General features: G+C 64.6%; 16 protein-coding genes. 7 read left to right on the top strand and 9 right to left on the bottom strand.

Going from position 1 to position 23,593, the window contains the following annotated elements; genetic code table 11:
- Window positions 1–9 precede the first annotated feature (9 nt).
- Window positions 10–282 (top strand): cell division protein CrgA, encoded by a 273-nt coding sequence (gene crgA / locus OVO38_RS09135; RefSeq protein WP_095275316.1) that lies wholly within the window; start codon window positions 10–12, stop codon window positions 280–282.
- 317 nt (window positions 283–599) lie between these two features.
- Window positions 600–2,045: a hypothetical protein gene (locus tag OVO38_RS09130; protein WP_095535824.1), complete on the top strand. Its 1,446-nt coding sequence runs from the start codon at window positions 600–602 to the stop codon at window positions 2,043–2,045.
- 352 nt (window positions 2,046–2,397) lie between these two features.
- On the opposite strand, the gene OVO38_RS09125 is transcribed toward OVO38_RS09130, so the two are convergent.
- From OVO38_RS09125 to OVO38_RS09110, 4 genes are all read right to left on the bottom strand, one after another.
- Window positions 2,398–3,051 (bottom strand): rhomboid family intramembrane serine protease, encoded by a 654-nt coding sequence (locus tag OVO38_RS09125; protein WP_095535823.1) that lies wholly within the window; start codon window positions 3,049–3,051, stop codon window positions 2,398–2,400.
- A gap of 63 nt (window positions 3,052–3,114) precedes the next feature.
- Entirely contained in the window at window positions 3,115–3,639 is a 525-nt protein-coding gene (locus OVO38_RS09120) for a peptidylprolyl isomerase (protein ID WP_095537976.1), read from the bottom strand.
- 104 nt (window positions 3,640–3,743) lie between these two features.
- On the bottom strand, window positions 3,744–6,014 hold the full coding sequence (metE, locus tag OVO38_RS09115) for a 5-methyltetrahydropteroyltriglutamate--homocysteine S-methyltransferase (RefSeq protein WP_267208316.1): 2,271 nt from the start codon (window positions 6,012–6,014) through the stop codon (window positions 3,744–3,746).
- Window positions 6,015–6,058: 44 nt separating this feature from the next.
- Complete coding sequence (locus OVO38_RS09110) at window positions 6,059–7,024, bottom strand: methylenetetrahydrofolate reductase (protein ID WP_095275321.1); 966 nt, start codon at window positions 7,022–7,024, stop codon at window positions 6,059–6,061.
- A 245-nt stretch (window positions 7,025–7,269) separates the two neighbouring features.
- Between OVO38_RS09110 and OVO38_RS09105 the strand changes: the two genes are divergently transcribed.
- Entirely contained in the window at window positions 7,270–8,022 is a 753-nt protein-coding gene (locus OVO38_RS09105) for a hypothetical protein (protein WP_267208315.1), read from the top strand.
- On the opposite strand, the gene OVO38_RS09100 is transcribed toward OVO38_RS09105, so the two are convergent.
- The 3 genes from OVO38_RS09100 to OVO38_RS09090 form a co-directional block, all read right to left on the bottom strand.
- Window positions 8,019–8,663: a DUF1707 SHOCT-like domain-containing protein gene (locus tag OVO38_RS09100; protein ID WP_095545551.1), complete on the bottom strand. Its 645-nt coding sequence runs from the start codon at window positions 8,661–8,663 to the stop codon at window positions 8,019–8,021. The two genes, OVO38_RS09105 and OVO38_RS09100, sit on opposite strands and share 4 nt — an antisense overlap.
- Before the next feature lie 103 nt (window positions 8,664–8,766).
- Window positions 8,767–9,807, bottom strand: coding sequence for an HNH endonuclease signature motif containing protein (locus OVO38_RS09095; RefSeq protein ID WP_267208314.1), 1,041 nt, complete (start codon window positions 9,805–9,807; stop codon window positions 8,767–8,769).
- A gap of 108 nt (window positions 9,808–9,915) precedes the next feature.
- The gene (locus tag OVO38_RS09090) at window positions 9,916–10,482 is read right to left on the bottom strand and encodes a TetR/AcrR family transcriptional regulator (RefSeq protein WP_267208313.1); all 567 of its coding nucleotides are present in this window, start codon (window positions 10,480–10,482) and stop codon (window positions 9,916–9,918) included.
- A 108-nt stretch (window positions 10,483–10,590) separates the two neighbouring features.
- Between OVO38_RS09090 and OVO38_RS09085 the strand changes: the two genes are divergently transcribed.
- The 4 genes from OVO38_RS09085 (at window position 10,591) to OVO38_RS09070 (ending at window position 15,396) form a co-directional block, all read left to right on the top strand.
- Window positions 10,591–11,172, top strand: coding sequence for a hypothetical protein (locus tag OVO38_RS09085; RefSeq protein WP_267208312.1), 582 nt, complete (start codon window positions 10,591–10,593; stop codon window positions 11,170–11,172).
- Window positions 11,169–13,262, top strand: coding sequence for a YhgE/Pip domain-containing protein (locus OVO38_RS09080; protein ID WP_267208311.1), 2,094 nt, complete (start codon window positions 11,169–11,171; stop codon window positions 13,260–13,262). The genes OVO38_RS09085 and OVO38_RS09080 overlap by 4 nt, the downstream gene beginning before the upstream one ends.
- A gap of 75 nt (window positions 13,263–13,337) precedes the next feature.
- A complete protein-coding gene (locus OVO38_RS09075) occupies window positions 13,338–13,820 on the top strand; it encodes a hypothetical protein (protein ID WP_233126992.1) in 483 nt (160 codons plus the stop codon).
- Window positions 13,821–13,857: 37 nt separating this feature from the next.
- Window positions 13,858–15,396, top strand: a complete 1,539-nt coding sequence (locus OVO38_RS09070) for a cutinase family protein (protein WP_267208310.1) — start codon at window positions 13,858–13,860, stop codon at window positions 15,394–15,396.
- Between the two features lie 3 nt (window positions 15,397–15,399).
- Here OVO38_RS09070 and OVO38_RS09065 read toward each other — a convergent pair whose 3' ends face one another.
- Both OVO38_RS09065 and OVO38_RS09060 read right to left on the bottom strand, forming a co-directional pair.
- Window positions 15,400–18,525: a hypothetical protein gene (locus tag OVO38_RS09065; protein ID WP_267208309.1), complete on the bottom strand. Its 3,126-nt coding sequence runs from the start codon at window positions 18,523–18,525 to the stop codon at window positions 15,400–15,402.
- A gap of 432 nt (window positions 18,526–18,957) precedes the next feature.
- On the bottom strand, window positions 18,958–23,514 hold the full coding sequence (locus OVO38_RS09060; RefSeq protein WP_267208308.1) for a hypothetical protein: 4,557 nt from the start codon (window positions 23,512–23,514) through the stop codon (window positions 18,958–18,960).
- Between the last annotated feature and the right edge of the window lie 79 nt (window positions 23,515–23,593).

The raw sequence follows: 23,593 nt of genomic DNA, 5'->3' as shown, positions 1-23,593 counted from the left end.
AGCAAGAATATGCCGAAAGCAAAAGTCACCAAGGACGCGAAGCCGGTCACTACCGCTTCCTCCGGCGCCACCCGCACCCCGGTCAAGATCAACACCGGCGGTACCCCGATGTGGTACAAGGTCATCATGTTTGGCCTGATGATCCTGGGCCTGGCCTGGCTGATCGTCTTCTACCTTGCTGCCGACCAGATCCCGTTCCTCGCGGAGCTGGGCCCGTGGAATTACGCCATCGGCTTCGCCGGGATGATCGTCGGTTTGCTCATGACAATGGGCTGGCGCTAATCGACGCCACGCTGCAGGCGGATACCCCTCGCGGGTATCCGCTTCTTTTTTGCTCGCCTTCAGCACGAACCTGAGAATTTGAGTAATTGATAGGTAAGCAAACGCGGTGATCATTAATATTCGCGGATTTTCCCGAAAATCCCTTGACCTGCACAGTTAGTATTCCTATGGATGTTTCTACAAGTCCTCGCCACCCCCGGTTGGGGGTATATTCGTACTATATTAAGCGCAATCTCAGTTTAGTCGCTATAAATACTTACCAGGACGTCAACCGCGTCGAAATCGCACTTACTTCGAATCTCAGAAAGGAAAACCACATGCGCGCCTTCCGTACCGCCTTCGCCGCAGTGGCTACCGTCGCCATCGCTGGTGGCGCACTGACCGCCCCCGCTCACGCAATGACCAACGAGGAGTCCCGCCCGGAGACCCCGGCAACCAACGACTCCCTCCCGATCATCCACACCTACCGTGGCTCCGATCACATCAAGGCCAACGTGCTCAACGCTCGCCCGGTCTGCAACTCCACCGAGGACTACCGCACGGTCGTCTACAAGGTCACCGACAACTTCCTGCCGGTCGGCACCATCTCCACCACCAACCTGTCTGACAGCCCGGTCAACCTGACCCAGGACCTGTCCCGCACCCAGCAGATCTCCGCATCCGTCAACGGTTCCAAGACGGAGACCCTGAACATCGGCGGCACCGGCTCCAAGGACGGCCTGCAGGGCACCATCGGCTACACCCTGGCCAAGTCCCTCGGCTGGGACGTCTCCGGCTCCCTGTCCTGGTCCGTCGGCCAGAAGATCGGCCCGTACGAGGTTCCGGCCGGCAACACCGGCGAGGCTACCTACGGCTTCCGCACCGTCACCATGACCGGTACCCAGCAGCGCTGCCGCCCGAACGGCACCTGGGCGACCCCGACCGCGTGGATCGCAAACATGCCGGTCAAGAACGAGGTCCGCGTCAAGAACTACGACACCCCGGCTGCTTCCTGGGCTCCGAACAAGGGCGCACAGGTCACCAAGCCTGTCGACGATGCAAACCCGAACTTCGAGGACGAGGTCAACAAGCTCCGCGAGGGCGAGGACCTCGAGGACGTGACCAAGGTCAACGACGACGAGGCCGCTGACGTCACCAACAAGGACATCACCGACGAGGGCACCGAGGTCGTCGAGGACGACGAGGCTACCGAGGTTGCTGACAAGGAGAACACCGAGGTCGAGGAGACCATCGAGGAGACCGAGACCGAGGGCGAGACCGCCGAGGACGCTGCTGACCGCGAGCAGCAGGACCTGGACCTCGAGCCGTACTTCACCTCCTCCTCCTGGAAGTCCTCCGGCTTCGCTGGCACCGCTGCGCTGCGCATCAAGAACGTTGGCAAGGACCGCTACTACGGCGAGTTCCCGGCTGTCACCTTCCGCGTTGACGTCAAGACCGCTGAGGGCCCGGAGGGCGTCGACCGCCTGATCACCGCCAACAGCCACAAGGGCGCTCACGTCCGCGACCTGGGCTTCGACCGTAAGAAGGGCGTCCGCACCTTCGAGGTCACCCTGGCTAACCCGATCAAGTCCGGCGAGGAGGTTGCAGTTGCTTCCTTCAACTTCGGCGACGGCAACACCTCCGAGGGCCGCATCCACAACTACATCACCGCGACCCAGACCGGCCGTCTCGATGGCGACGAGTCCGACGACAACGACCAGGACGTCGACTCCCGCGAGGCAACCGTCACCGACTTCGGCCGCAAGCTGGACGGCACCTTCTAAGCTGACCGCCTAAGCGGTTCCGCTTCGAAATTCTTTCTCCCGCCCGGGCTCTCCACCACGGAGGCCCGGGCTTCTTACTGCGCCCACAACGGCGAAGTTATCCACAGGCTGTGGATCCCTCTGTGCATACCCCACATTCCACAGCCTGTGGATAAACCTGTGCACTACTTCCACAACCCGAACAAAGTGGCTGTTCGAACGCTCTTTGCCCTCGCTAATCGACGCCACCCCGCCCCCAGTTCGAGGAATTACACGCCCGTAACTATCCACAATGTGAATAGATCTGTGGAAAACTCCCCATGGGGATAACCGGTGGACAACACGCCGCACTTCTCCACAATCCCCAAGTCAGCTACCCCGCGTACCCCGCGCTCACTGTGCACACTGTGCACACCGCCAGCGCGACCCACGCCGCCACCCACCGCGTACGCACGCTTGGCGACGTCAGTGGCCACGCCATCAGCGCCCCCGCAACCAGCCCGCCGGCGTGCCCCCACACGCTTACGTCCGAGGCGACGAGCGTGTACACCACGTTGCCCGCGAGGAGGATGAGGGCGGGGCGGGGGTCGACGTGGCGTCGATAGGCGATGGCAACGAACACCGCCATGAGGGCGTAGAGCGCGCCCGACGCCCCCGCGGTCGGGGTGAGGAACGCGAACTGGAGCACCGCGGCGGAGGACCCCAGGATCCCCGCCGCGTACGCCACCGCGTAGGGGCCGCTGCCCACGGCGCGCTCGACCTCGGTGCCGATCACGGCGAGCATGAGCATGTTGAGCACGAGGTGCGTGGCGCTTAAGTGCACGAACCCGGCTGTGAGCGCGCGCACGAGCCCCGCGCCCCGCGTCTCCGGCCCCCACAGCACGAGCTCGGCGCCCACCGAATCCCACACCACGCTGTCCAGCGAGCGCGACTGCACCGCCATCACCGCGTACACGAGGGTGCACAGCGCGGTGATGGCCACGCTCACGGGCGCGCCGCGGAAGAACTGCTGGGCAATCTTCTGCATGTCAGGCCTCCAAATACAAAAGTGCCCCCGCTGCACTGAGCGGGGGCAAGGGTCGAAGCGGTCTTACTCGGAGACCTCGACGGACTTGATAACGACGTCCTCGACCGGGCGGTCCATGCGGCCGGTCTGCACGTTCGCCAGCTCGTCGACGACCTTGCGCGAAGCCTCGTCGGTGACCTCGCCGAAGATGGTGTGGCGGTTGTTCAGCCACGGGGTCTCGGCGACGGTGATGAAGAACTGGGAGCCGTTGGTGCCCGGGCCGGCATTCGCCATGGCGAGCAGGTACGGGCGGTCGAAGGTGAGCTCCGGGTGGAACTCGTCGGCGAAGTTGAAGCCCGGGCCGCCGGTGCCGGTGCCGGTCGGGTCGCCGCCCTGGATCATGAAGCCGGGGATGATGCGGTGGAAGATCGCACCGTCGTAGAACGGGCCCTCGTTGGAGCCGGAGGCGTTGGCCGCCGAGTACTCCTGGGTGCCCTTGGCCAGGCCGGTGATGATCTCCACGGTCTTCGGCGCGTGGTTGCCAAACAGGTCAATCACGATGTCGCCGTGGTTGGTGTGCAGGGTCATCGTCTGCGTCTTATCAGTCATGGGTCCCAGGATACGCATTTTCGCGCGCGGGTGGCGGAGGGTGGCACACGAAAGCGACCCGGGGTGCGTTCCCACACCACCGGGTCGCGTGTTCGGCGCGGCGCCTACTTCAGGCCAGCGACGACCTCATCGCGCGCGGCGACCAGGTTGCGCAGCGACGGCTCGACCTCGGCGTAGCCGCGGGTCTTCAGGCCGCAGTCGGGGTTGACCCAGAGGCGCTCGGTCGGCACGTTCTCGAGCGCGGCGCGCAGCAGCCCGGCGATCTCCTCCTGCGACGGGACGCGCGGGGAGTGGATGTCCCACACGCCCGGGCCGATCTCGGAGTGGAAGGACTCGTCGAGGTCCTCGAGCAGCTCCATCTTGGAGCGCGCAGCCTCGATGGAGGTGACGTCGGCGTCGAGAGCTGCGACAGCGTCGATGATCTGCCCGAATTCGGAGTAGCAGAGGTGGGTGTGGATCTGGGTTGCGGGCTGCGCCTCCAGGGCGACCAGACGGAACGCGCGGACGGCCCAGTCGAGGTAGGCGGCGCGGTCGTCGGTGCGCAGCGGCAGGAGCTCGCGCAGGGCGGGCTCGTCGATCTGGATGACCTTGATGCCGGCGTTCTCGAGGTCGCGGACTTCGTCGGCAAGCGCGAGCGCGATCTGATCGGCGGAGACGGCGAGCGGGACGTCGTCGCGCTTGAAGCTCCAGGCCAGGATGGTCACCGGGCCGGTGAGCATGCCCTTGACCGGCTTGTCGGACAGCGACTGCGCGTACTTCGCCCACTCGACCGTCATCGCGGCGGCGCGGGAAACGTCGCCGACGACGATCGGCGGGCGGGTGCAGCGGGAGCCGTAGGACTGGACCCAGCCGTTCTCGGTGACAACGAAGCCGTCGAGCAGCTCGGCGAAGTACTGCACCATGTCGTTGCGCTCGGCCTCGCCGTGGACGAGCACGTCGACGCCGATCTCTTCCTGCAGCTCGATGACGTTCTTGATCTCGGTGCGCAGGGCCTCCTGGTAGGCGGCGTCATCGAGCTCGCCCGCCTTGTGGTCGGCGCGCGCCTTGCGGATCTCCGGGGTCTGCGGGAACGAGCCGATCGTGGTCGTGGGCAGCGTCGGCAGGCCGAGCGACTCGCGCTGCGCGGCCTGGCGCGCGGAGAACTCCGGCTGGCGCTGCACGGCTCCCTCGGGGAGCGCCTGCACACGCTTCTCGACGCCCGCGTTGTGAATCTTCTCGCTCTCAGCCCTCGTCCGGACCGCACGATCCGACTGGGCGAACGCCTCCTCGGCGGCCTCGGGGCCGGCGACGAGCGCCTGGATCTCGGCAACCTTCTCGTCGGCAAACGACAGCCAGGTCGCGATGTCCACGGGCAGGTTCTTCTCCGCCTTCAGGGTGTGCGGCACGTGCTGCAGCGAGGTGGACGTGGAGACCGAGACGGCGTCGCGGCCGGCGGCCACGGCCTCGAGGACCTCGGTGCGCTCGCGCAGGTTCGCGGCCCACACGTTGCGGCCGTCGACCAGGCCCGCCACCAGGTGGGTCTCCGCCGGGATCGCCTTGGCCACGCGCTGCGGGTAGTCGGCGTCCTGGTCAAGGGTCCACGGCGCCAGGTCCACGTGCAGTGCCTCGGGGGCGAGCTCCGCCAGGACCGGCAGCGCCTCGCGGGTCGCGCCGTACGGGGTGGTCAGGTACACGGCCGGGCGGTTCTCGGCGCCGAGGAGTGTCGTGTACGCCGCGCGCAGGTGCTGCGCCAGCTCCGCGTCCGGGGTGGACAGGTCGGCGACCAGGGCGGGCTCCGCCAGCTGGACCCACTCGGCACCGGCGTCCTTGAGGGCCGCGAGGACGGTGGCGTAGGCGTCGATAAGCGAGGGCAACAGCGACCACTCGGCCGGCTTGGACAGGGCAATCAGGGTGACGGGGCCGACCAGGAACGGGCGGACCGTGTGGCCGGCCTCCTTGGCCTCCTCGAAGATGCGCACGATGCGCTCCGCGGCGGGCGCGATGTCCTGGCCAGCGGCGATCTCCGGCACCAGGTAGTGGTAGTTGGTGTCGAACCACTTGGTCATCTCGAGCGGGACGCGGGTGTCGTTGCCGCGGGCGAGGGCGAACTCCTCGTCCAGGTCGGTGCCGCCCGGGATCAGGCCGACGGTCAGCGCCGTCTCCAGGACCTGGTCGTAGTAGGCCACGTCGGCGGCGATGGCGTACTCCTCTGTCAGCCCGAGGTCGCGCAGGTGGTTGTAATTGTCAATGCGCAGCGCGTGCGTGGTGGAGCGGAACGTGTCCGCGTCGATGCGGCCCGCCCAGTAGCTCTCCAGCGCGCGCTTCAGCTCGCGGTTCGCGCCGATGCGCGGGTAGCCCTCGATTGTGGCCTTGGGGAACGGTGACGAGGATGACACAGTAGGTCCTTTCCATGGAAACGGGTGGGTCGGGTAATTCGGGGTTATTGGGGTGAGTGGTCTGCCCGCTGCGGGATCCCGATGCGGGACAACAGGTCCTGGGTCACAGCGAGGTTGTTGTGCGTGTACACGTGCAGGCCGCCGGTGCCGGCGTCCAGGATGGTGTTGGCGAGCCGCGCGGACATCTGCATGCCCAGCTCGTACTCCTCCTCCGGCGTCGTGGCCTGCGCGAGCGTGCGGGCCACGCACTCCGGCACCTCGATGCCGGAGAGCTCGCCCATCCGCTGCACGCGCTTCAGGCTGGTCATGGGCATAATGCCGGGGATGAGCGGGATGCGGACCCCGGCGAGTCGGGCCACCTCAACAAAGTCGAGGTAGTCCTGCGCGTTGAAAAACAGCTGCGTGATGGCGAAATCCGCGCCCAGCCGCTGCTTGGACAGCAGCACGTCCAGGTCTTCGTCGAAGTTCTTGGACTCCGCGTGCCCCGACGGGTAGCACGCCACCGACAGCGCCAGCTTGCCGGCGGCCAGGCGGAACGCCTCCTCGTCCTCCACGTCCTGGATCAGGTTGAGCAGGTCCGTGGCGTGCTGGAGGTGGTCCGCTGGCATGCCGGTCTCGGGCAGGTCGCCCCGGAGGGCGAGGAAGCCGCGGACGCCGGCGTCGATGAGCGTGCGAATCCACGTGACCAGCTCCTCGCGCGTGCCCGCGGTGCAGGCGAGGTGCGCGATCGGGCGCAGGTTGGTCGTTTCGGCGACGCGCGCGATGAGCGCGGCCGTGCCGGTGAGCCAGTCGCTGCGCCGTGAGCTGGTCACGGAGACGTAGTCGGGGCGGTAGGCCGCGAGGCCGGCGATGAGTTCGTCGAGTTTGCCCTCGTCCGCGCCGTGGCGGGGCGGGATCAGCTCGAAGCTCAGCGCGGTGCGCGTGCGCCGCCGCTGCTGCGTGGTGTCCTCGCCGACGCGGTCGATCGGCGCGGAGGCAGACAGCCGCGTCGGTGCAAAAGTGCCGCGCATTGGTTTCCGCCTTTCTCTGTGTCTGGGCCGTTTTTCAACGGTGTCCAAGAATCTAGGGGCCGGTTTTTCGGGGCACAACGAGGGGGCGCATCCGGGCAGGCCACGCGCGTTAAATGCGTGAATATTAATCGCAGAAATGAACAGCTTGGTATGTTTTTGCGTAACGCTTGGTCCGCGCGTGCGCGGCAGCGGTTTGGGTAGCCTTGAGGCGAACCGACCTCGACCCCCTACACAGAGGAGCGACAATGAACACGCAAATTTTCCAGGTCCTGCTCACCGGCATCACCGACACCGTGAAGTACCTGCGCGGGCAGGACGAGAAGAAGAAGCGCGAGCTGTACGATTCGCTCGTTGACACGCTGAAGAACAACAACATCGACTCCCTGCACGACCTTGCGGACAAGGAGCAGCTCGAGGAGCTTTACGACGCCGCCCGTGCCCAAGCCGGCGACGTCACCCGCGCCGCCCACAAGCGCTTGGACCGCCGCCGCGCCGCCTTCAACGCCGCGCTGCCGGCCCGCGAGGAGCAGCGCAAGGCTTGGAAGGCCGAGGCGAAGCAGCACAAGAAGAAGGCCAAGGGCAACGGCGGCAAGATCGCGGCCGGCATCTTCGGCCTCGCGGCGCTCGCCGGCGCCGGCTGGGCGTGCTGGCAGTTCTGGCTCAAGGACAAGCTTAACGACGCCCCCGAGCCCGCCCCCCAGCCGCAAACCAACACCGGCGAGGCGAAGCTGGTCTACTCCACCACCACGGAGGACGATCTGCACGCCGAGGAGAGCACCGGCGTGTACTCCCCCGACACCGCCACCGACGCGCACGCGAAGGACGCCGACGGCTCGACTGGCTCGACCGTGCTGACCACCAGCCTCGACGACACCCGCGACCACACCGAGGGCACCGGTGAGGGCCTGTCCACCCTGGACACGCTCGAGGACGACCAGCGCAAGGCCACCCGCGGCACCTCCACCCGCAAGAGCCGCCACTCGCTGCGCGAGGACTAAAGGCGCGGGTCGCCGCGCCTGACCACGTGGACGTCGACGCCGCCAAACAGGCTGAAGCAGCGCACCACGATCTCGGGCGCGGAATCCGGCAGGTCCGCCGGGTCGATCACGCCGGGCGCCAGTTGCATGTCGTGGCCGCCGAAGAGCCCGACCCCGTTGACGCGCACGCGGAAGCCCTCGGGCACGTACACGTCGACACCGCCGAAGACGCCGACCGCATTGATGGTGGTCACCGGCTGCGCCAACTGCGCACCGCGCAGGTCAATGTCTACGCCGCCGAAGACGCCCACCGCCGTGTGCGTGGCCGCGATGGCGTCGCCGCGGACTTTCGACCCGCCGAACACGCCGAGCGAGACGCTCCGACCGCGCTCGACCGCCTGCACCTGTGCGAGCGCAGCCTCAACAGGCGGGGCGAGCTCGGCGCCCGGGATCTGCGCCGGCTCGCGGTGGCCGAAGAGGCGGTTCTGGGGGTCATCGACAAGGTCGGCGATGAGGGCCACGAGGTTGTCGCGAGTCGTGGCCGCCTCGCACTTCGAGGAACGCTCCTCGAACTCGTTCACGTCAATCTGCCCCTGGCCAAGCGCAGCGGACAGGACCTCGGCCGTGCGGTTGCGGTCGTCGTGGTTACACCGAATGCTCATACCTTGATTCTAACGCCCGGCGCCGTCTTCTGCGGCCGTTTTCACAGGCAGGCATGCGTGTTGGCGCCAGGGGCACTGGCGCTAACTCGAAAGCGACGACACGCTACCCTTCATCCGGCGGGTCCGGGGTACGAAACGGCGCCCGCGCGGCGTGATCCGCCCCAGTCGGTGTGACCCGACCCGACGGCGAGACCCACACAATCCGCCCATCCCGACGCTGCGTCCGCCCACGCGACGGCCTACCCGCCTGATAATTGTGATACCGACACAACCACCCCAAATTCCCCACCTCAGTCTCACCCCCATGCTGATGCTCCACCATATGATGCGCATCGCACTGTGACGCCGGCACATCACAATCCTTCCACGTACACCGCACCGAATCCGCCAACATCATCTCCCGATGCTTCCGATGCGCAAACCGCACATCATACGCATTCACCGGCCCATCAGCCGCCCCCACCAAAACCACCGACCCCAACTCAGCCAAACGCATCCGCACAAACTCCGCACCGGAGACCACCACACCATTGTCAAACCGCACCTGGACGTCATCACCCGCCCCCGCGATGACCTTCACATACTCCCCCAGGTCCAAATTCGCAGTTACACGCACCGTGTAGTCCGCCTGCGGACACTCATCAGACAACCAGCCGACCACATCATCTTTCGCCGCATCAAACAACCCCTGCACCGCAAGCGAGGGACCAGTGACCTTCAACGTGGCCATCCCATCCCCATGCTGGCGCACCCGCACCCCAGGCGTGCGCGCAGGCGCCGGGCACAACTCCCGCTTCAACTGCCCAGCAACACGGCGCACACACGCCAAATCACCACTGGTGGCACACAGCGTTTCAATAAACCGCCACCGGTTCGTCGCATCTGTAATCGAGCGCGACGCACGCGCAATATAGGCCAACGTATCCACCCGATGCCCGCACTCACGAGCACCTGCCACCGCACGGGCCTGGTAGCGCGAATGCGACGTCGGCGCGTACAACATGCGGGCGGCGACGACTAGCTGGGCGGCGCGGTCGGGGTCCACGCCGGCGTCGATAAGCGTATCTGCAGACTTGTCAGCGGCCGCGGCGACGTAGTCAACGCCGGCGCGGTCGTGGGCCACAAGGTCTGCAATCACATCCATACCCAGCACCATACGGGCCTGTGACCAGCACAAACAAGCACTTGTGAGAAGACTCCCAAAACACCCACCAAAGGGAACCGCGGGCCCGTTCCCTGCGTCTAATACTGGTTAAGGGTTTTCCGCGCGCCAGGCGATGAGGAGGTTGCGCACGAGGCGCTCGCGCACGTCGGGAAACAGCGCCGTGAGGGTCGCGTCCATGGGGCGGGTGACCACGATGAGCTCGGAGGCGAGCTCGGTCGGCGTCTGGTCCGGCGCGATGAGCCCGTGAGGCGCGGCCTTGTCCAGCAGCACCTGCACGCGGGCGAAGAACTCGTCGCGGCGGCACTTCACGTCCGGCTCCACGCCATCCGGCAGCTCGGACGCGAGCGCGCCGACGAGCATACCCACCCCGTAATCCACGAGCCGCCACACGAAGCGCTCCCAGCTGCCTTCGGGGTCGTCGTCGAAGGCGGCGAGGGTGTCGTCGAGAAACCCGTCCAGGTCCTCGATGAAGCGGAGCGCGCACGCCTGGCGCAGCTCCGCCCGCGACGGGAAGTGGCGGTATAGGGTGGCAATGCCGACGCCAGCGTCCTTGGCCACGCCCTCGAGCGTCACCGCGGAGTTGGGGCGGGTGCGGAACTGCTCGGTGGCAGCAGTGATAATTTGGTCGCGTTTCGCGCGCGGATCAGATCGCACCTGCATCTCCTTCCCGCGCGATACGGTTTCAACTGGACATCGCGCTACATGCGGAGCACCATAGCAGGAGTCTTAAGTGATAGCCAACCCTCCACTTGGAGTTTTTCAATGACACAAATTCTCAGCGCAACCGACCTTGTGCTGCGCAAAGGCGACGACCCGGTGAGCATCGACGCCAGCGAGGGCTTCAACTTTCTGCACGTTGGGCGCGAGTCAAGCGCCACGACGCTCGCGATGACCCTCGCCGGCCGCTACAAGCCGCACTCGGGCACGGTCGACGGCCCCGGCTTCAAGAAGACGGCGCTAGCCGGCGTGCACATGATCGATTCACTCGACCGGCAGATCCCGCTGCGCGACTTGCTGCGCGAGCAGATCGCGTGGTCGCAGCCGTTTTTCAAGCCGACGCCGCGCCGCCCGCTCGAGCACGACACCGTGGCTCGCTGGCTGGAGCCGCTGGGGCTTGAGGAGCTTGATAGCGCTACGTCGGTAGGCGAACTCAACGTCCTCGACCGCTTCCGCTTCCGCATTCTGCTCGCGCTGGTGTCGCGGCCAAAGGCGGAGCTGCTCATCGTGGATGACGTGGACCAGATCCGCGACATGTCGCTGCGCGCGAAGCTGCTGGACAACCTGTACGCGGTCGCTGAGGAAGTGCCGGTGTTGGTGACGAGTGCGAACGAGGAGGACCGATGAGCGGACTGCACCTGGGATCGAATTTCCGCAAGTTTCTACACGGCAAGCTGCCGCCGCTGGCGCTGATTGCAATCACGCTGCTGCCGCTGCTGTTCGGCGGCCTGTTCGTGTGGAGTTATTGGGACCCGTTGGGCAACCTGAACAAGGTGCCGGTGGCGTTGGTGAACTCGGATGAGGGTGAGAATGGGCAGCAGGTCGTCGATAAGCTGCTCGAGGAAAAGCCCATGAACTTCCAGGTGGTTTCCGCGGAAGAGGCCCGGCAGGGCATCGCGGACGGCACCTACTACCTGGGCATGGAGATCCCGACCGACTTCACCGAGGCCGTGACCAGCGTGAAGGAGGACAACCCGCACCAGGCGAAGATCAACGTCACGCTGAATGAGACGAACGGCTTCATTCCGACGATGCTGGGCGGGCAGGCCGCGCTAGTGATTACGGATACCGTGTCCCACACGATCGGATCGAAGGTGGTGGACCAGCTCTTCGTCGGTTTCAACACCATCAACGATGGCATGGGCCAGGCCGCCGACGGCGCGGGCCAGCTCAATGAGGGCGCGAAGAAGGCGGGCGAGGGCGGCCAGAAGCTTGACGACGGCGCGACCCAGCTCGACAACGGCATGCAAGAGTTCAACTCGAAGCTGCAGCAGATGCCCAGCGCCGCGCACCAGCTTGACGACGGCGTGACGCGCCTCCAGGACGGCGCCCAGCAGCTCAACACCGGCATCGGCACGGCGGCGGACGGCGCGAACCAGCTCTCCGAAGGCATGCTGACCCTGCAGGGCGGCACCGACAAGCTGGGCGCGGGTGCGTCGCAGGTTGCGGGCGGCGTGGACAAGATCGCGGGCGTGGCCGGCCAGCTCGGCGCGGCGCAGGCGGCGTTCGCGGACATCGACGCATCCCTGAACCAGGTCATCGCGGACCTGGACGCCTCGCCGATCCCGGGCACGGAGCAGATCGCGGCGCAGGCTCGCCAGACGCAGGCGCAGCTGCACGGCGGCCCGCTCGCCACGGCGATGAACTCTGACCTGGTGAGCCAGCTGCAGCTGCTGCAGAACGGCGCGCACCAGGTGGCCAACGAGCTGCAGGACCCGAACGCGCAGTACCGCGGCGGCGTGAACCGCGCCACCGACGCGGCCCAGCAGCTGGCGGCCGGCCTGGCCAAGCTGCAGGACGGCTCCGGCACGCTCGTCGCGGGCGTGGCACAGCTGAAGGACGGCACGTCGCAGCTGGTCGTGGCGGCAAACACGGCGTCGGACGCGTCGTCCAAGCTGGCCGACGGCTCCAACCAGCTCGTCGTGGGCCTCGGCGCGCTGAACGACGGCCTGGTGCAGCTCGATGACGGCACCGGCGAGCTCAGCGTCAAACTCCACGACGCGCAGGAGCAGGCGCCGACGTGGGAGGGCGAGCGCCTGAACAAGGCGGTCGACTCCGCCTCCAACCCGGTCGTGCTGAACCAGGCCGGCGACGAGCTGACCTTCTTTGGCAAGGGCCTCTCCCCGTTCTTCCTGTCGCTGTCTCTGTGGTTCGGCGGCCTGGTGCTGTACATGATCTTCGAGCCGATTTCGCGTCGCGCGATCGACTCGGGGGCGTCGCCAGTGCGCGTGGCGCTCAACACGCTGCTGCCGTCGTTCCTGGTCACCGGCGTGCAGTCGGTCTTCCTGTGGATCATGCAGGTGTTCATCCTGCGCGTCGAGCCGGCGCACGCGGGTGTGATGCTGGCGGTGCTGGTGGGCGTGTCGTGGGTGTTCGTCTCCTTCATCTACATGCTCAACTGCATTTTTGGTAAGTCGATCGGCCGCCTGCTCACCATGGCGCTCATGTCGCTGCAGCTGGTGGCGTCGAACGGCCTGTACCCGCCCGAGGTGCAGCCGAAGTTCATCCAGTGGGTGCACAGCTGGGACCCGATGCGCTACTCGGTGGACCTCATGCGCTACGCCCTGTTCGGCACCGACGGCGGCGATCCGCGCATGATCCGCGCGACACTGGTGCTGTTGGGCATCGCGGTAGGCTCGTGGGTGGTCGCCTGCCTGGGCCTGACCAGGCTGCGCCAGATCCCAGAGCGCGATCTGCACCCCGAGCTTTCGGTCTAAGACCGCGGCCCTTGCCGGGAGCAGATTGTTGACGTATCATCTTGATGGACGACATCCCACACGGAAGGACACATCATGTTCAACCCGCTCAACCTGCTCCCCGCTAACCAGAAGGCCGCCAAGGCCGCCAAGGCACAGAAGGCTGCGAAGTCAAAGACCCGCCTCGCCTCCGCCGCGCTGCGCGTGCCCACCGGCCTGTATATCCTGAACTCCGGCATCGGCAAGATTGGTGCCGACGAGGGCACCGCCGAGTTCCTCCACGGCATGGCCGTCACCGGCATCCCGGCGCTGAAGGACATGGACAAGGAAACCTTTGCCAAGTTCGTCGCCTACTCCGAGACCGGCATCGGCGCAGCGCTGCTCACCCCGTTCGTGTCCAACCGCCTCGCCGGTGCCGCGCTCGCGACGTTCGGCGCGGGCCTGCTCACCATGTACTTCGGCAACGACGCGATGACCGAGGACGACGGCATCCGCCCGTCCCAGGAGGGCCTGCCGCTGTCGAAGGACTCCTGGCTCGTAGCCATCGGCGCCGCGCTCATGGCTCTGCCGCGCAAGTAGACGCGCAGGCGTGCAGCGCGGTACTAATATGTTTCGCGTGAAACGTGTTCCCGCCCTCGTCGCCCTGCTTGCGCTCGCCGCTGCGCCCGCCCCTGTTGCCCCTGTTGCTACAGCGCAGCCGCTGCGGCCGTTCGCGCCGAGCTGTACCCCGATCCACGTCGTGCAAGCGGCGGGCTCGGGGTTTTCGCATTCCTGGGACCCGTCAGCCCGCGACACGCTTTTCGACGACAACTCCTCCCCCGCCGCCGACCTCACCGAACACTTCGGCGCGCGCACGGTGCGCAGCTACCAGGTCCGCTACCCCGCCTCGTTGGGCCGCTTGAGCGCGCTCGGCAGCGCCAGCGGCGGCATCGAGGGCACGGAGGCGGCGACCTACGGCGAGTCCGTCACGCAAGGAACGGACGACGCGGTGCGCGAAATGGAGACCGTGGCGAGCGCGTGCCCGCAGACCCGCTTCATCATGGTGGGCTACTCGCAGGGCGCCCACCTGATCGGCGACGCGGCAGCGCGGGCGGCGCACGGCCAGGTGCGCGGGGTGGGCCCGGAGCAGATTGCCGGGGTGGTGTTGTTTGCGGATCCGGGGCGGGCGAGCGTCGATAGGCAACGGCCCCTGCCGCCCGCCAAGCTGTACGCGCCCGCGCCGAAGGGGGTCCTGGCGCGCGGCGGCGAGCTGATCAACGGCGGCGGTTCCGGGGTGATTCCGGAGCGCGTGGGACTCGCCGGCGAGCGCGCGCTGAGCTTCGCCGGCCTGGAGGGCAAGGTGCTTTCGCTGTGCAACCCGGCGGACATGGCGTGCTCGACGGACCCGGAGTCCGCGCTGCGCGACCTGGCGGATGTGGCGATGCGCGAGGAGGCCGTGGGCCCGCCCAACGCGGCGACGGGCGCGCACGTGCTGGAGTTTTCCCGCCGCATGGACGCGGGCGTGCCGGTGCAGCAGGCGGTGCGCGAGTCTGGGCTATCGCTTCTCGACGCCCCCGCCGCCGCCCTCATCCTCGGAGAGATCGCACTCTTCGCCCAGGCGGCCGATGGCGCCACCCGGTCGGAGCAGGCGGCCACCCCGCCCGAGCAGCTCGTAGCGGTCACGCTCATGGCGGCGCTGCCGAACCTGGCGAAAGAGGGCGTGACCTGGACCTACCTGCTGCCGGCGCTCGAGGGGCTGCGCGGCGCAGTCTCGGGGGATGACGAGAACGCCACCTGGTACGACGTGGCGCTCGAGGGCATGCGCGCGACCCAGGCGACAGAGCGGTTCTACCTGCAGCTGGCGCGCTCGGGTGTGGTGCCGCGGGTGCCGACGCCGACGGAGCAGCGCCAGGCCGCGGCGCACTCGGCGGTTTCGCAGCTGGTGGGGCAGGTCTCCTCGGCGGCCGGTTTGCAGGCGGCGAGGCGCAATCCGGCGAACGCGAACCTTCTGGCGTCGGCGAGCCAGGCCGGCGACTTCGGGCCACGCCACATGTCGTATTACAAGCTCGGGTACACCGATAGCGCGGGCGGGTTCAACGTGGACGGGCAGACCGGGTACGACTACGCCGTCGACTGGCTCGACGACGTAGTCCGCGGCGTGCTGCGGGAGCGATAGGGGCTACTTGAACGCCTTCATCGCGTTGTCGATGGCGGCGTTAAGTTGCGCGCGCACGCCCTCAAGGCCGGGGATCGGCAGCTGGGAAACTGCGATCAGCGCGAGCAGCAGCACCAGCGGGGTTGCGATGCCGACTGAAGAGGCAACGGTCTTCGGATCCGAGGAACCGTCCTTCGGCGCGTTGCCGTCAGCGCCCGACTTCGTATCGATGTCGAAGCTGTAGCCGGTGGTGTTCTGCACGTTGTCATTCACCGGGACGAACGACACCGTGCCACGCACGCCCTGCTTCGGGGTGAGGACCAAGGAGTCGCCCTCGCGGGTGATGTCCACGAGGTCCGCGCCCTCGGCGATCCCGATGTCGCCGCCCTCCTTGCCGAACGAGATCGTGATCGCGCCGGTGGATGCGTCGCGGCGAGCCGTGGCGATGTCCTTGTTCGGCGCTTCGAACTCGTTGTCGGTCGGCAGGGTGTGCTCTCGCAAAATGATCAGTGACCTGATCGTGCGGACGAGCTTACCGTCGTTGTCGTATTCTTCGGTCACAACGAATTGTTCCTCACCACCTGATTTCGGGGTCAGCGTGAAGTTGCCCTTATCGTCCGTGCCGGTGGTGACGTGATTCGCACCCTGCACAACCTTAAAGGTGTTGCCCTCCGAGATCGGCTGGTATGCCTTGCCCTGACCAATGATGAGGTAGTCGCGCAGCTGAGGGGTGTCAGAGGTTGCGCCCCGGACGATCTTCAGGTTCCAGGTGTTAAGGACGTTGCCGTCCTCGTCCCACTCTTCAATGGTCGCGGTCTTGCCGGCAGCATCAGCCTTCGGTTTGGCCACCCACTGGTTGCCGTCCTCGGTCTGGTACTCCAGGTACTCGGCACCGTCGATGACGACGAACTTGTTGGACTTCTCAACCAGCGTCGCGCGGAACTCTGCGTTGGGCGAGGTCCGATAATTGTAGACGCGAGCGCCCTTGGACTCCGTGATGGTGAGCGTGTATGTCCCGTACACACCTTGCTTGTCGCTCACAGCAATCGTGACACTACCGATCTTGCCCGCACGGCCGGTGACGACGAAATCGCCATCATCCTCGCGAACACGGACGAGATCGTAGCCGTCGATGTCGTTGCCGTCGGCATCCTTAGCGGAAACGATCTTGTAGGAGTCGCCGAATTCAGCGGCGATGCGCGCTGAACTAGTCCAGGTCATCTCATGCTCGACGTCCTTCTGTTGCTCACCAGGCGTGATGTTGACGGTAGAGCGCTCGAAGACATGGCCGCTTTCGGTACGGTCCTCGATCACGACCCGGCCGCTGGCGCCGCGGTTCGGAGAAATCGTTATGTTGGACTCGCCATCCGCTGGCACGGCTTCGAGCAAATCCCCGCCTTCGGTGATGTGGAGCCGGGTGCCAACCAACCCGAGCTCGTTTTCGGAGGTAATTGTGTATTCGGATTCGATCGGCTTGAACGGGGAAACCACATAGACGTGCTCGGTAATCGGGACGTTGTCGTAGTCGACACCGTCGTCGTTAGTCGCCCACCGGACGAATTCGGTGACCTTAAGCTTCCCCTGTGCCCCCGGCTTGAACTTCAGCTTCAAGTCGCCCCAGATCTCTTTACCGTCGTAATCTTCCGGGTTCTCAAAAAAGTCCTCGAGCGTTGCGCCGTCCAGCGGTTCGACCAAGAAGCCATTGTCTTCGTCACTGAACGGAGTGAGGTACACCTCTGAGAGATCGACAACCTCGTGCACACGGGTGGTCTTCTCGGGGTTGAAAGTATGGCGCTCAATGCTGACCGTGACGTTTTGAACGACGCGACCCTGGCTGTCCTTGAGGTCGATGACAGCGGTGCCACCGTTCTTCCTCAGCACGTCGTTATCCTTGTTTGCGTTGACGATCCAGGCGTTGTCCTCCTCGCTCACAGTGACAAACTCGGCGCCTTGCACAACGTCGTAGGTCACACCAGCGGGGCGTAGCAGCTTCGCAAATCCCCCGTACGGGATCGAATCGTGAACGATGCTCTTCGTCGCGTACATCCGCTTCTCAAGCTGGAAGACGTGTGGGCGCACGGTGCCGTCGGCGTCGGTGACCACGACGTGGGCCATGCCCTCCTGGTCCCTGCTGGTGGGAGTGACCTTCCACACCGGCGTGCCGCCGATTTCAGTCTCGTCGACAGCGACGAGGTCCTCGCCCCTGGTGACCGTTGCGGTGCCCCCGTTGTTGGAGATGTAGGCAACCGTGCTCGTGGGTAGATGGCGGTACGCGGTTTCCTCGGGTGCGCGTGGCGGGGCGTCGATAATCTGCTCCGGCTCTTCCGGCACTTCCGCATTGATGGTGTTGTTGAGCTGCAGGTGGTAGATGAACTCGTTCGCCTGCTCATCGGTAATCACGACCGTGGCGGTGCCGTCACCCTCGAGGCTCGGGCGCGGTGCGAGCACGAGCTGGTGGTCACGTTCACCGCGGGTGACGCGGACGTACTTCGCGCCCTCGGTGACATCAAAGGTCCAGTGGCCCTTGATGCGCAGATCCAAGTCGATGGTTTTGGACTGCTCGTCAGCGGTGAAGCCTGCAAACTGGTGGTACTCGGTCGAAGTGGTCTCGACTGGTACGGAATTGTCAGGCAAGTCAAGCCCCGGCTGGTAAAGGCTGAGCAGACGCTCGCCGTCCTTGCCGAGAAACACGGTGACGTACTCGTCGTCACCCGCGGTGAGTTTTTCGATCTTTTGGGTATCGGGAACGAGGACGTAGTTCAGGGTCGCGTCGGCAGAACCCGGCTTGGTTCGCTGCGCGACTGTGAAGCCAGTGAGCTCGTGGAATGCGCCCCTGTGATTCTCGAGGACGTCTGCGCGTGCCGCGTTGAGGGACGCGACGTCATTGCCAAGCAGAGCCCGTGTAAAGAGCAACTTCTGCTCAATCTGCTGTGTCAACGAGCGTGACGGTTTAGAGGCGTAGTTCCGGAGGTCCTGCTGAAGCGCCTTCGTCACGTTGATTGCCGAGACACGGACCTGAGCGTCCAAGTTATCGCCCTCGCCGACGCGACCGGACTGGCCGGTCAGCTTGCGAACCTGCGCGCCTTCAAGGGCATCTACCGCACCATCGATGCTCCATGCAGGACCGCGATCTGTCTGAAGTGGTGCCACTTCCCCATCAAGGCCCTTCGCCTGCAGGGCAAGCTTAGGACGGAGCGCCTGGAACTGTCTGAGGGTATCTGGCGCCACGGGCTGAAATGCTTTAGTGGCAAAAGTGTCTGCAGCGAGAGCATTCGGTGCAATAACTGCGGTGGTGCTTGTGGCGAGGACACTGGAGATGAGCGCAGCTAGAACGCGCTTCTTGAGGGAGGACATGTGTAACGGGAATCCTTTGAACTTTCCGAGTTAGCGCAGTGCGAGGCGTTACTTTCCTGGAAATACAGTGGGTATTTACAGTGACTATTCTCTCACATCGCTTGCACCGGTGCCGCACAAATCTATAGAAATATCCGTGTATTAAGGCAGCCAAGGTTTCGCCAGGAATGCGAAAAGCCGCTTATGCGGGAACATTCCCACACAAACGGCTTACCGTGGTGCTACGAACTACTTCTCAGCAGCCTCAGCCTCCTCAGACTTCGGAGCCTCAGACTCCTCCGACTTTGCAGACTCAGCCGGCTTGCCAGAGGAACCATAACGCAGCGTGTCATTATCCGTCGCCTCACCCAACTGGTACGACGACGTCGACTCCTCCTGACCACAAGCACGCAGCACCGCATCACCAATCAACAGACCAGCAGTAATCACGCCCAGCGCACCAGCAGCCACACCAATCATCTGCGAATTCTCAACCGCAAACGCACCCTGCACACCAGCAGCACGCGACGCACGATCATGATCATAAATACCCAGACCCTGCTGAATACGATTATTCGCATCCTGAATCGCAGCATTCAACTGACCACGCACACCCTCAAGACCCGGAATGTTCACCTGGGACAGGATGCCCAACGGAATCAGCAGCAACAACGGCGAAGCCAAACCAACCAACGAAGCAATACACTTCGGATCAGACGACCCAACATTCACATCACCCTTGCCGTTGCCACCGTTGGCATCTGCGTCGGTCTTAACTTTGACCTGGACGTAGAGCTCCATGGGCTTCTTGCCCTGGACGCCGCCAGCCAGCGGAATGAAGATGACCTTGTTGTTGCCGTTCGGGTTCTTCGGGGTCAGGACGACCTTGCTGTTCGGGTCCTTCGGGGTCAGGACGACGTTGCCGTCCTTATCCGTCTCCTGATCGACCAGCTCGGAACCCTCGAGGACAGCGATGGAGCCGTCCTCCTTCTCGAACTTGATGGTGACCTTGCCGGTCTTCTCATCGTGATCGATCTTGACGCCGAGGTCCTTGTTCTCGCCCAGGATGGCGCCGTTTTCAATCTTGGAGCCGGACGGGACGATCAGGGAGGTGATCTTGCGGACGACGTTGCCGTCCTTGTCGTACTCCTCGGTGACGACGGTCTTGCCCTCGGTGCCGGACTTCGGGGTCACGGAGAAGGTGCCGTCGTTGTTCGACTTCGCATCCACGAACTCGGTGCCCGAGACGACCTTGAAGGTGTTGCCCTTGGCCATCGGCTTGTCGGTCTTGGTGGAGCCCATGACGATGTAGTCGCGGACCTCGCGGCTGCCGGTGGACTTACCCTCGACGATCTTGAGGTTGTAGGTGTTGATGACGTTGCCGTCAGCGTCCCACTCCTCGATCGTGGCAGTCTTGCCTGCGGCGTTTGCCTTCGGCTTGGCGATCCACTGGTTGCCGTCGTTGGTCGGGTTCTCGAAGTAGTCCTCGCCGTCGATGACGACGAACTTGTTGGACTTCTCAACCAGGGTTGCGCGGAACTCCGAGTTGGTGGAGATCTGGTAGTTGTAAACGCGCGCGCCCTCAGCCTCACCGATGTTGAGCTTGTAGGTGGCGTAGACGCCACGCTTGTCGCTCACGGTGATGGTGACGACACCGGTCTTGCCGGCGCGGCCGGTGACAACGAACTGGCCGTTCTCTTCCTTCACGCGGACGAGGTCGTTGCCGTCGACGTCGTTGCCCTCAGCGTCCTTGGCGGAGACGATCTTGTAGGTGTCGCCCTCGTCCTTGCTGATACGCGCCGTACCGGTCCAGGTCATGTTCTTCTCGGTGACCTCGCCCTTGTTGGCGCCGCGGCCCGGGGTGATGTGCAGCGTGTAGCGCTCGAAGACGTAGCCGTCTTCGGTCTTGTTCTCGATGACGACGTCGCCATCAGCGTCACCCTTCGGGGTGATCTTGATCTTGGACTCGCCGGCGGTCGGAACGGACTCAAGCAGGTCCTTACCCTCGACGACGCTGAGCTTGGTGCCCTGCAGGTCGATCTCGTTCTCGGAGGTGATGGTGTACTCAGCCTCACGCGGCTGGTACGGCTTCACGTCGTAGGTGTACTCAACGAGCGGGTAAGTCTCCTCGTCGGGCTGGCCCTTGGCGTAGTCGAGGAACTCAGTCACCTTGAGCTTGCCCTCTGCTCCCGGCTTGAAGTGAAGCTCCAGGTCCTCTTCCAGCTTCTTGCCGTCGTAGTCCTCCGGGTTCTCAAAAAGGTCGCTCAGCGAGCTGCCATCGAGCGCTTCGACCTTGAACCAGTGGTTGCTATCCAGCTCACCGAGGTGAACTCGTGCAATTGTGCGGTCGACGATCTCGCGGGGCGGACGCTTAACGACCTCGCCCGGCTTCTCGAAGTCCCGCGGATTGATGTTAATCGTCGCGACAGCCACGAGCTGGCCGTTTGCGTCCTTGACGTGCACGACTGCCTTGCCGCCCTCAGTAAGCAGCTTCTCGTTGTCCTGCTTCGGGGTCACGGTCCAGGTCTTGTCGGTCTCGGTGAGATCGACAAGATCCTCGCCTTCAACGACCTTGGCCTCGTAACCGTCCTTGCGCTGAACGTCGACGTTGCCGTTGTAGTAGATGTCGTGCTCGATGACCTTCGGGCCACCGTTCGGGTCCGGGACGACCTTGAAGTCGAAGTTGTACTCGATGCCCTCCTCGTCGGTGAAGACAACGTGAGCCTCACCCTCGGTGACGCCGTCCTTCGGAACGATCTTCCAGACCTTGTCGCCGTTGACCTCGGCCTCTTCGACGGTGATGACGTCCTTGCCCTCGGTGATCTCTGCCTTGCCGCCGCGGTGCTCAACGAAGCCCACGGAGGTGTTCAGGATCTCGCGGGAGACGTTGTACTGCGACTCCTTGTTCTCGATCGTGATCACGTTCTCGCGGGTATTGCCCTGCTTGTCGGTGATCTCGACGATGACCTCGCCCTTGGTCACACCGTCCTTCGGGGTGACCTTGAGGTGGCCCTGACCGTCGTCCTTCACGACGGCGATGTCGCCGCCCTTGACGGTCTTGTGCGTCTCGCCCTCGTCGATGTTGATGAGCTTGAAGCGATCGCCGTTGCCACCGGTGTTGATGTTGTAGAAGAAGTTGTTCACCTTGACGTGGGTGGACTCATCTACGTTGACGGTGTTGTTGATGGTCAGGCGGTAGACGTGCTCGTTGCCGTCGGAGTCGGTCACGACGATGGTGACCTTGCCCTCGCCCTTGAAGCCCGGGCGCGGGGTGACAACGAGCTTGCCGTCCTCGTTCCGCTCGACGATGACGTACTCGGAGCCCTCGGTGACCTCGAAGGTCCAGGAGTCCTTGATGCGCTTGTCAAGGTCGATGACCTTGGACTGCTCTTCCTTGGTGAAGCCAGCGAACTGGTAGTACTCGTAGACCTCGCGGACCTTCTCGTACACCTTCTCGGTGTAGTAGTGGTCGTTCTGGCTGATGGTCTTAGTAACGGTGGTCGGCTCGCCAGTGACGGTGGTGACGACCTCGCCGGTACGGCCCGGAACCGTAGTCTTCACGGTAGAGACCGGGGTGACCACGGAAGTCTTGGTGACCGGCTGTGCCGGGACCGTCTTGGTGACGGTCTCCTCGGTGATGGTCTGGGTCTCGGTGGCGACCGTGGACGGGATCGTCTCGGTGACGATCTCCGGCTCCGGCGTCTTCTTCACGGTCTTGGTGACCGGGGTGCCGTTCTCGGTGGTCGTGACAACCTCGGTCTCTACCGGCTTGGTGTTGGTCACGGTGGTGACGCGCTCCGGGCGAGTGGTGGTCACCGTGGAGGTGATCGGCTCGCGGCTGCGGCGCTCGGTGGTCACGGTTGCCGGAGCGGTCTCGGTCACCGTGGTGGTGTACGGGTTGCCTGCCGGGACGGTCGTGGTGGCCTCGTGATCCGGCTCGTTCACCGTGGTGGTGACGGTCGAGCGCGGGGTCGTGGTCTCCTCAACCTCGGTCTCGAAGTTGTAGTCCGGCTTGTCCGGGTAGATGTCCAGACCCGGCTGGTGAACCGTGATGATTCGCTGGAAGGTCTTCGACTGCTTCGGGTTCAGGTTCAGGTTGTAGTTCTTGGGGACCAGCACCGTGACGAACTCGCCCGGCTTGACGGTCTGCTTGATCTTTGCCAGCTTGCTCTCGTCCGGGTTGAGGACGTAGTTGGCCTCGTGGTTGGGGTTTCCAGCCGGAAGGGTCTGGTGCACGATGTTGAAACCGGTAAGGCTGTAGAACAACGTGGAATCCTGCTGCTGGATGTTGCCGCGGACGTTGTTGAGCACACCGAGGTTGTTGGCCAGGAGCGCCTGCAGGAAGGTGTTCTTCTTCTCCAGCATGGGCAGCACCGAAGCATCGCCGTTCATGTACTTGTCGTAATCCGCGAGCATGGACTTGGTCAGGTTAATCGCGGCGATACGGACGTTCTCGTCGATGGCCATGCCATCGCCGACGCGGCCGGAGGTACCGGTGAGCTTACGTACGTCGTAGCCGCCGACCTTGTTGTTCCACGGGTTGTCGATGCCCCAGTCGATGCACCAGCCCGGGCCATACTCAGTAGGCAGGGTCTGGGTGCTGTTGTCGTACCCAGTGTGAATCTGGGCGAGCTTCTTCTGCTCGGCGATCAGCTCCTGCAGCTGCGCCTCGTCCATCTTCTGGTATGCGTCAACGACCAGCTGGTCTGCAGACGCGTTGGTAGCAATGACGGCGGTGGTACCGGTGGCGAGGACGCCGGAGATAAGCGCGGCCATGACGCGCTTCTTAAGATGTGCGTTTTGCAACGGCTCAATCCTTAAAAACTTGACGGAGATATTCGAAGCAGCCTGGAGATCTCCTGAACACGGATCTTCACACTGACAG

This window comes from Corynebacterium sp. Marseille-P8863, from assembly GCF_946902955.1.
Lineage (GTDB): Bacteria > Actinomycetota > Actinomycetes > Mycobacteriales > Mycobacteriaceae > Corynebacterium > Corynebacterium gottingense.
This window is presented reverse-complemented; position numbering and strand designations above follow the sequence as displayed.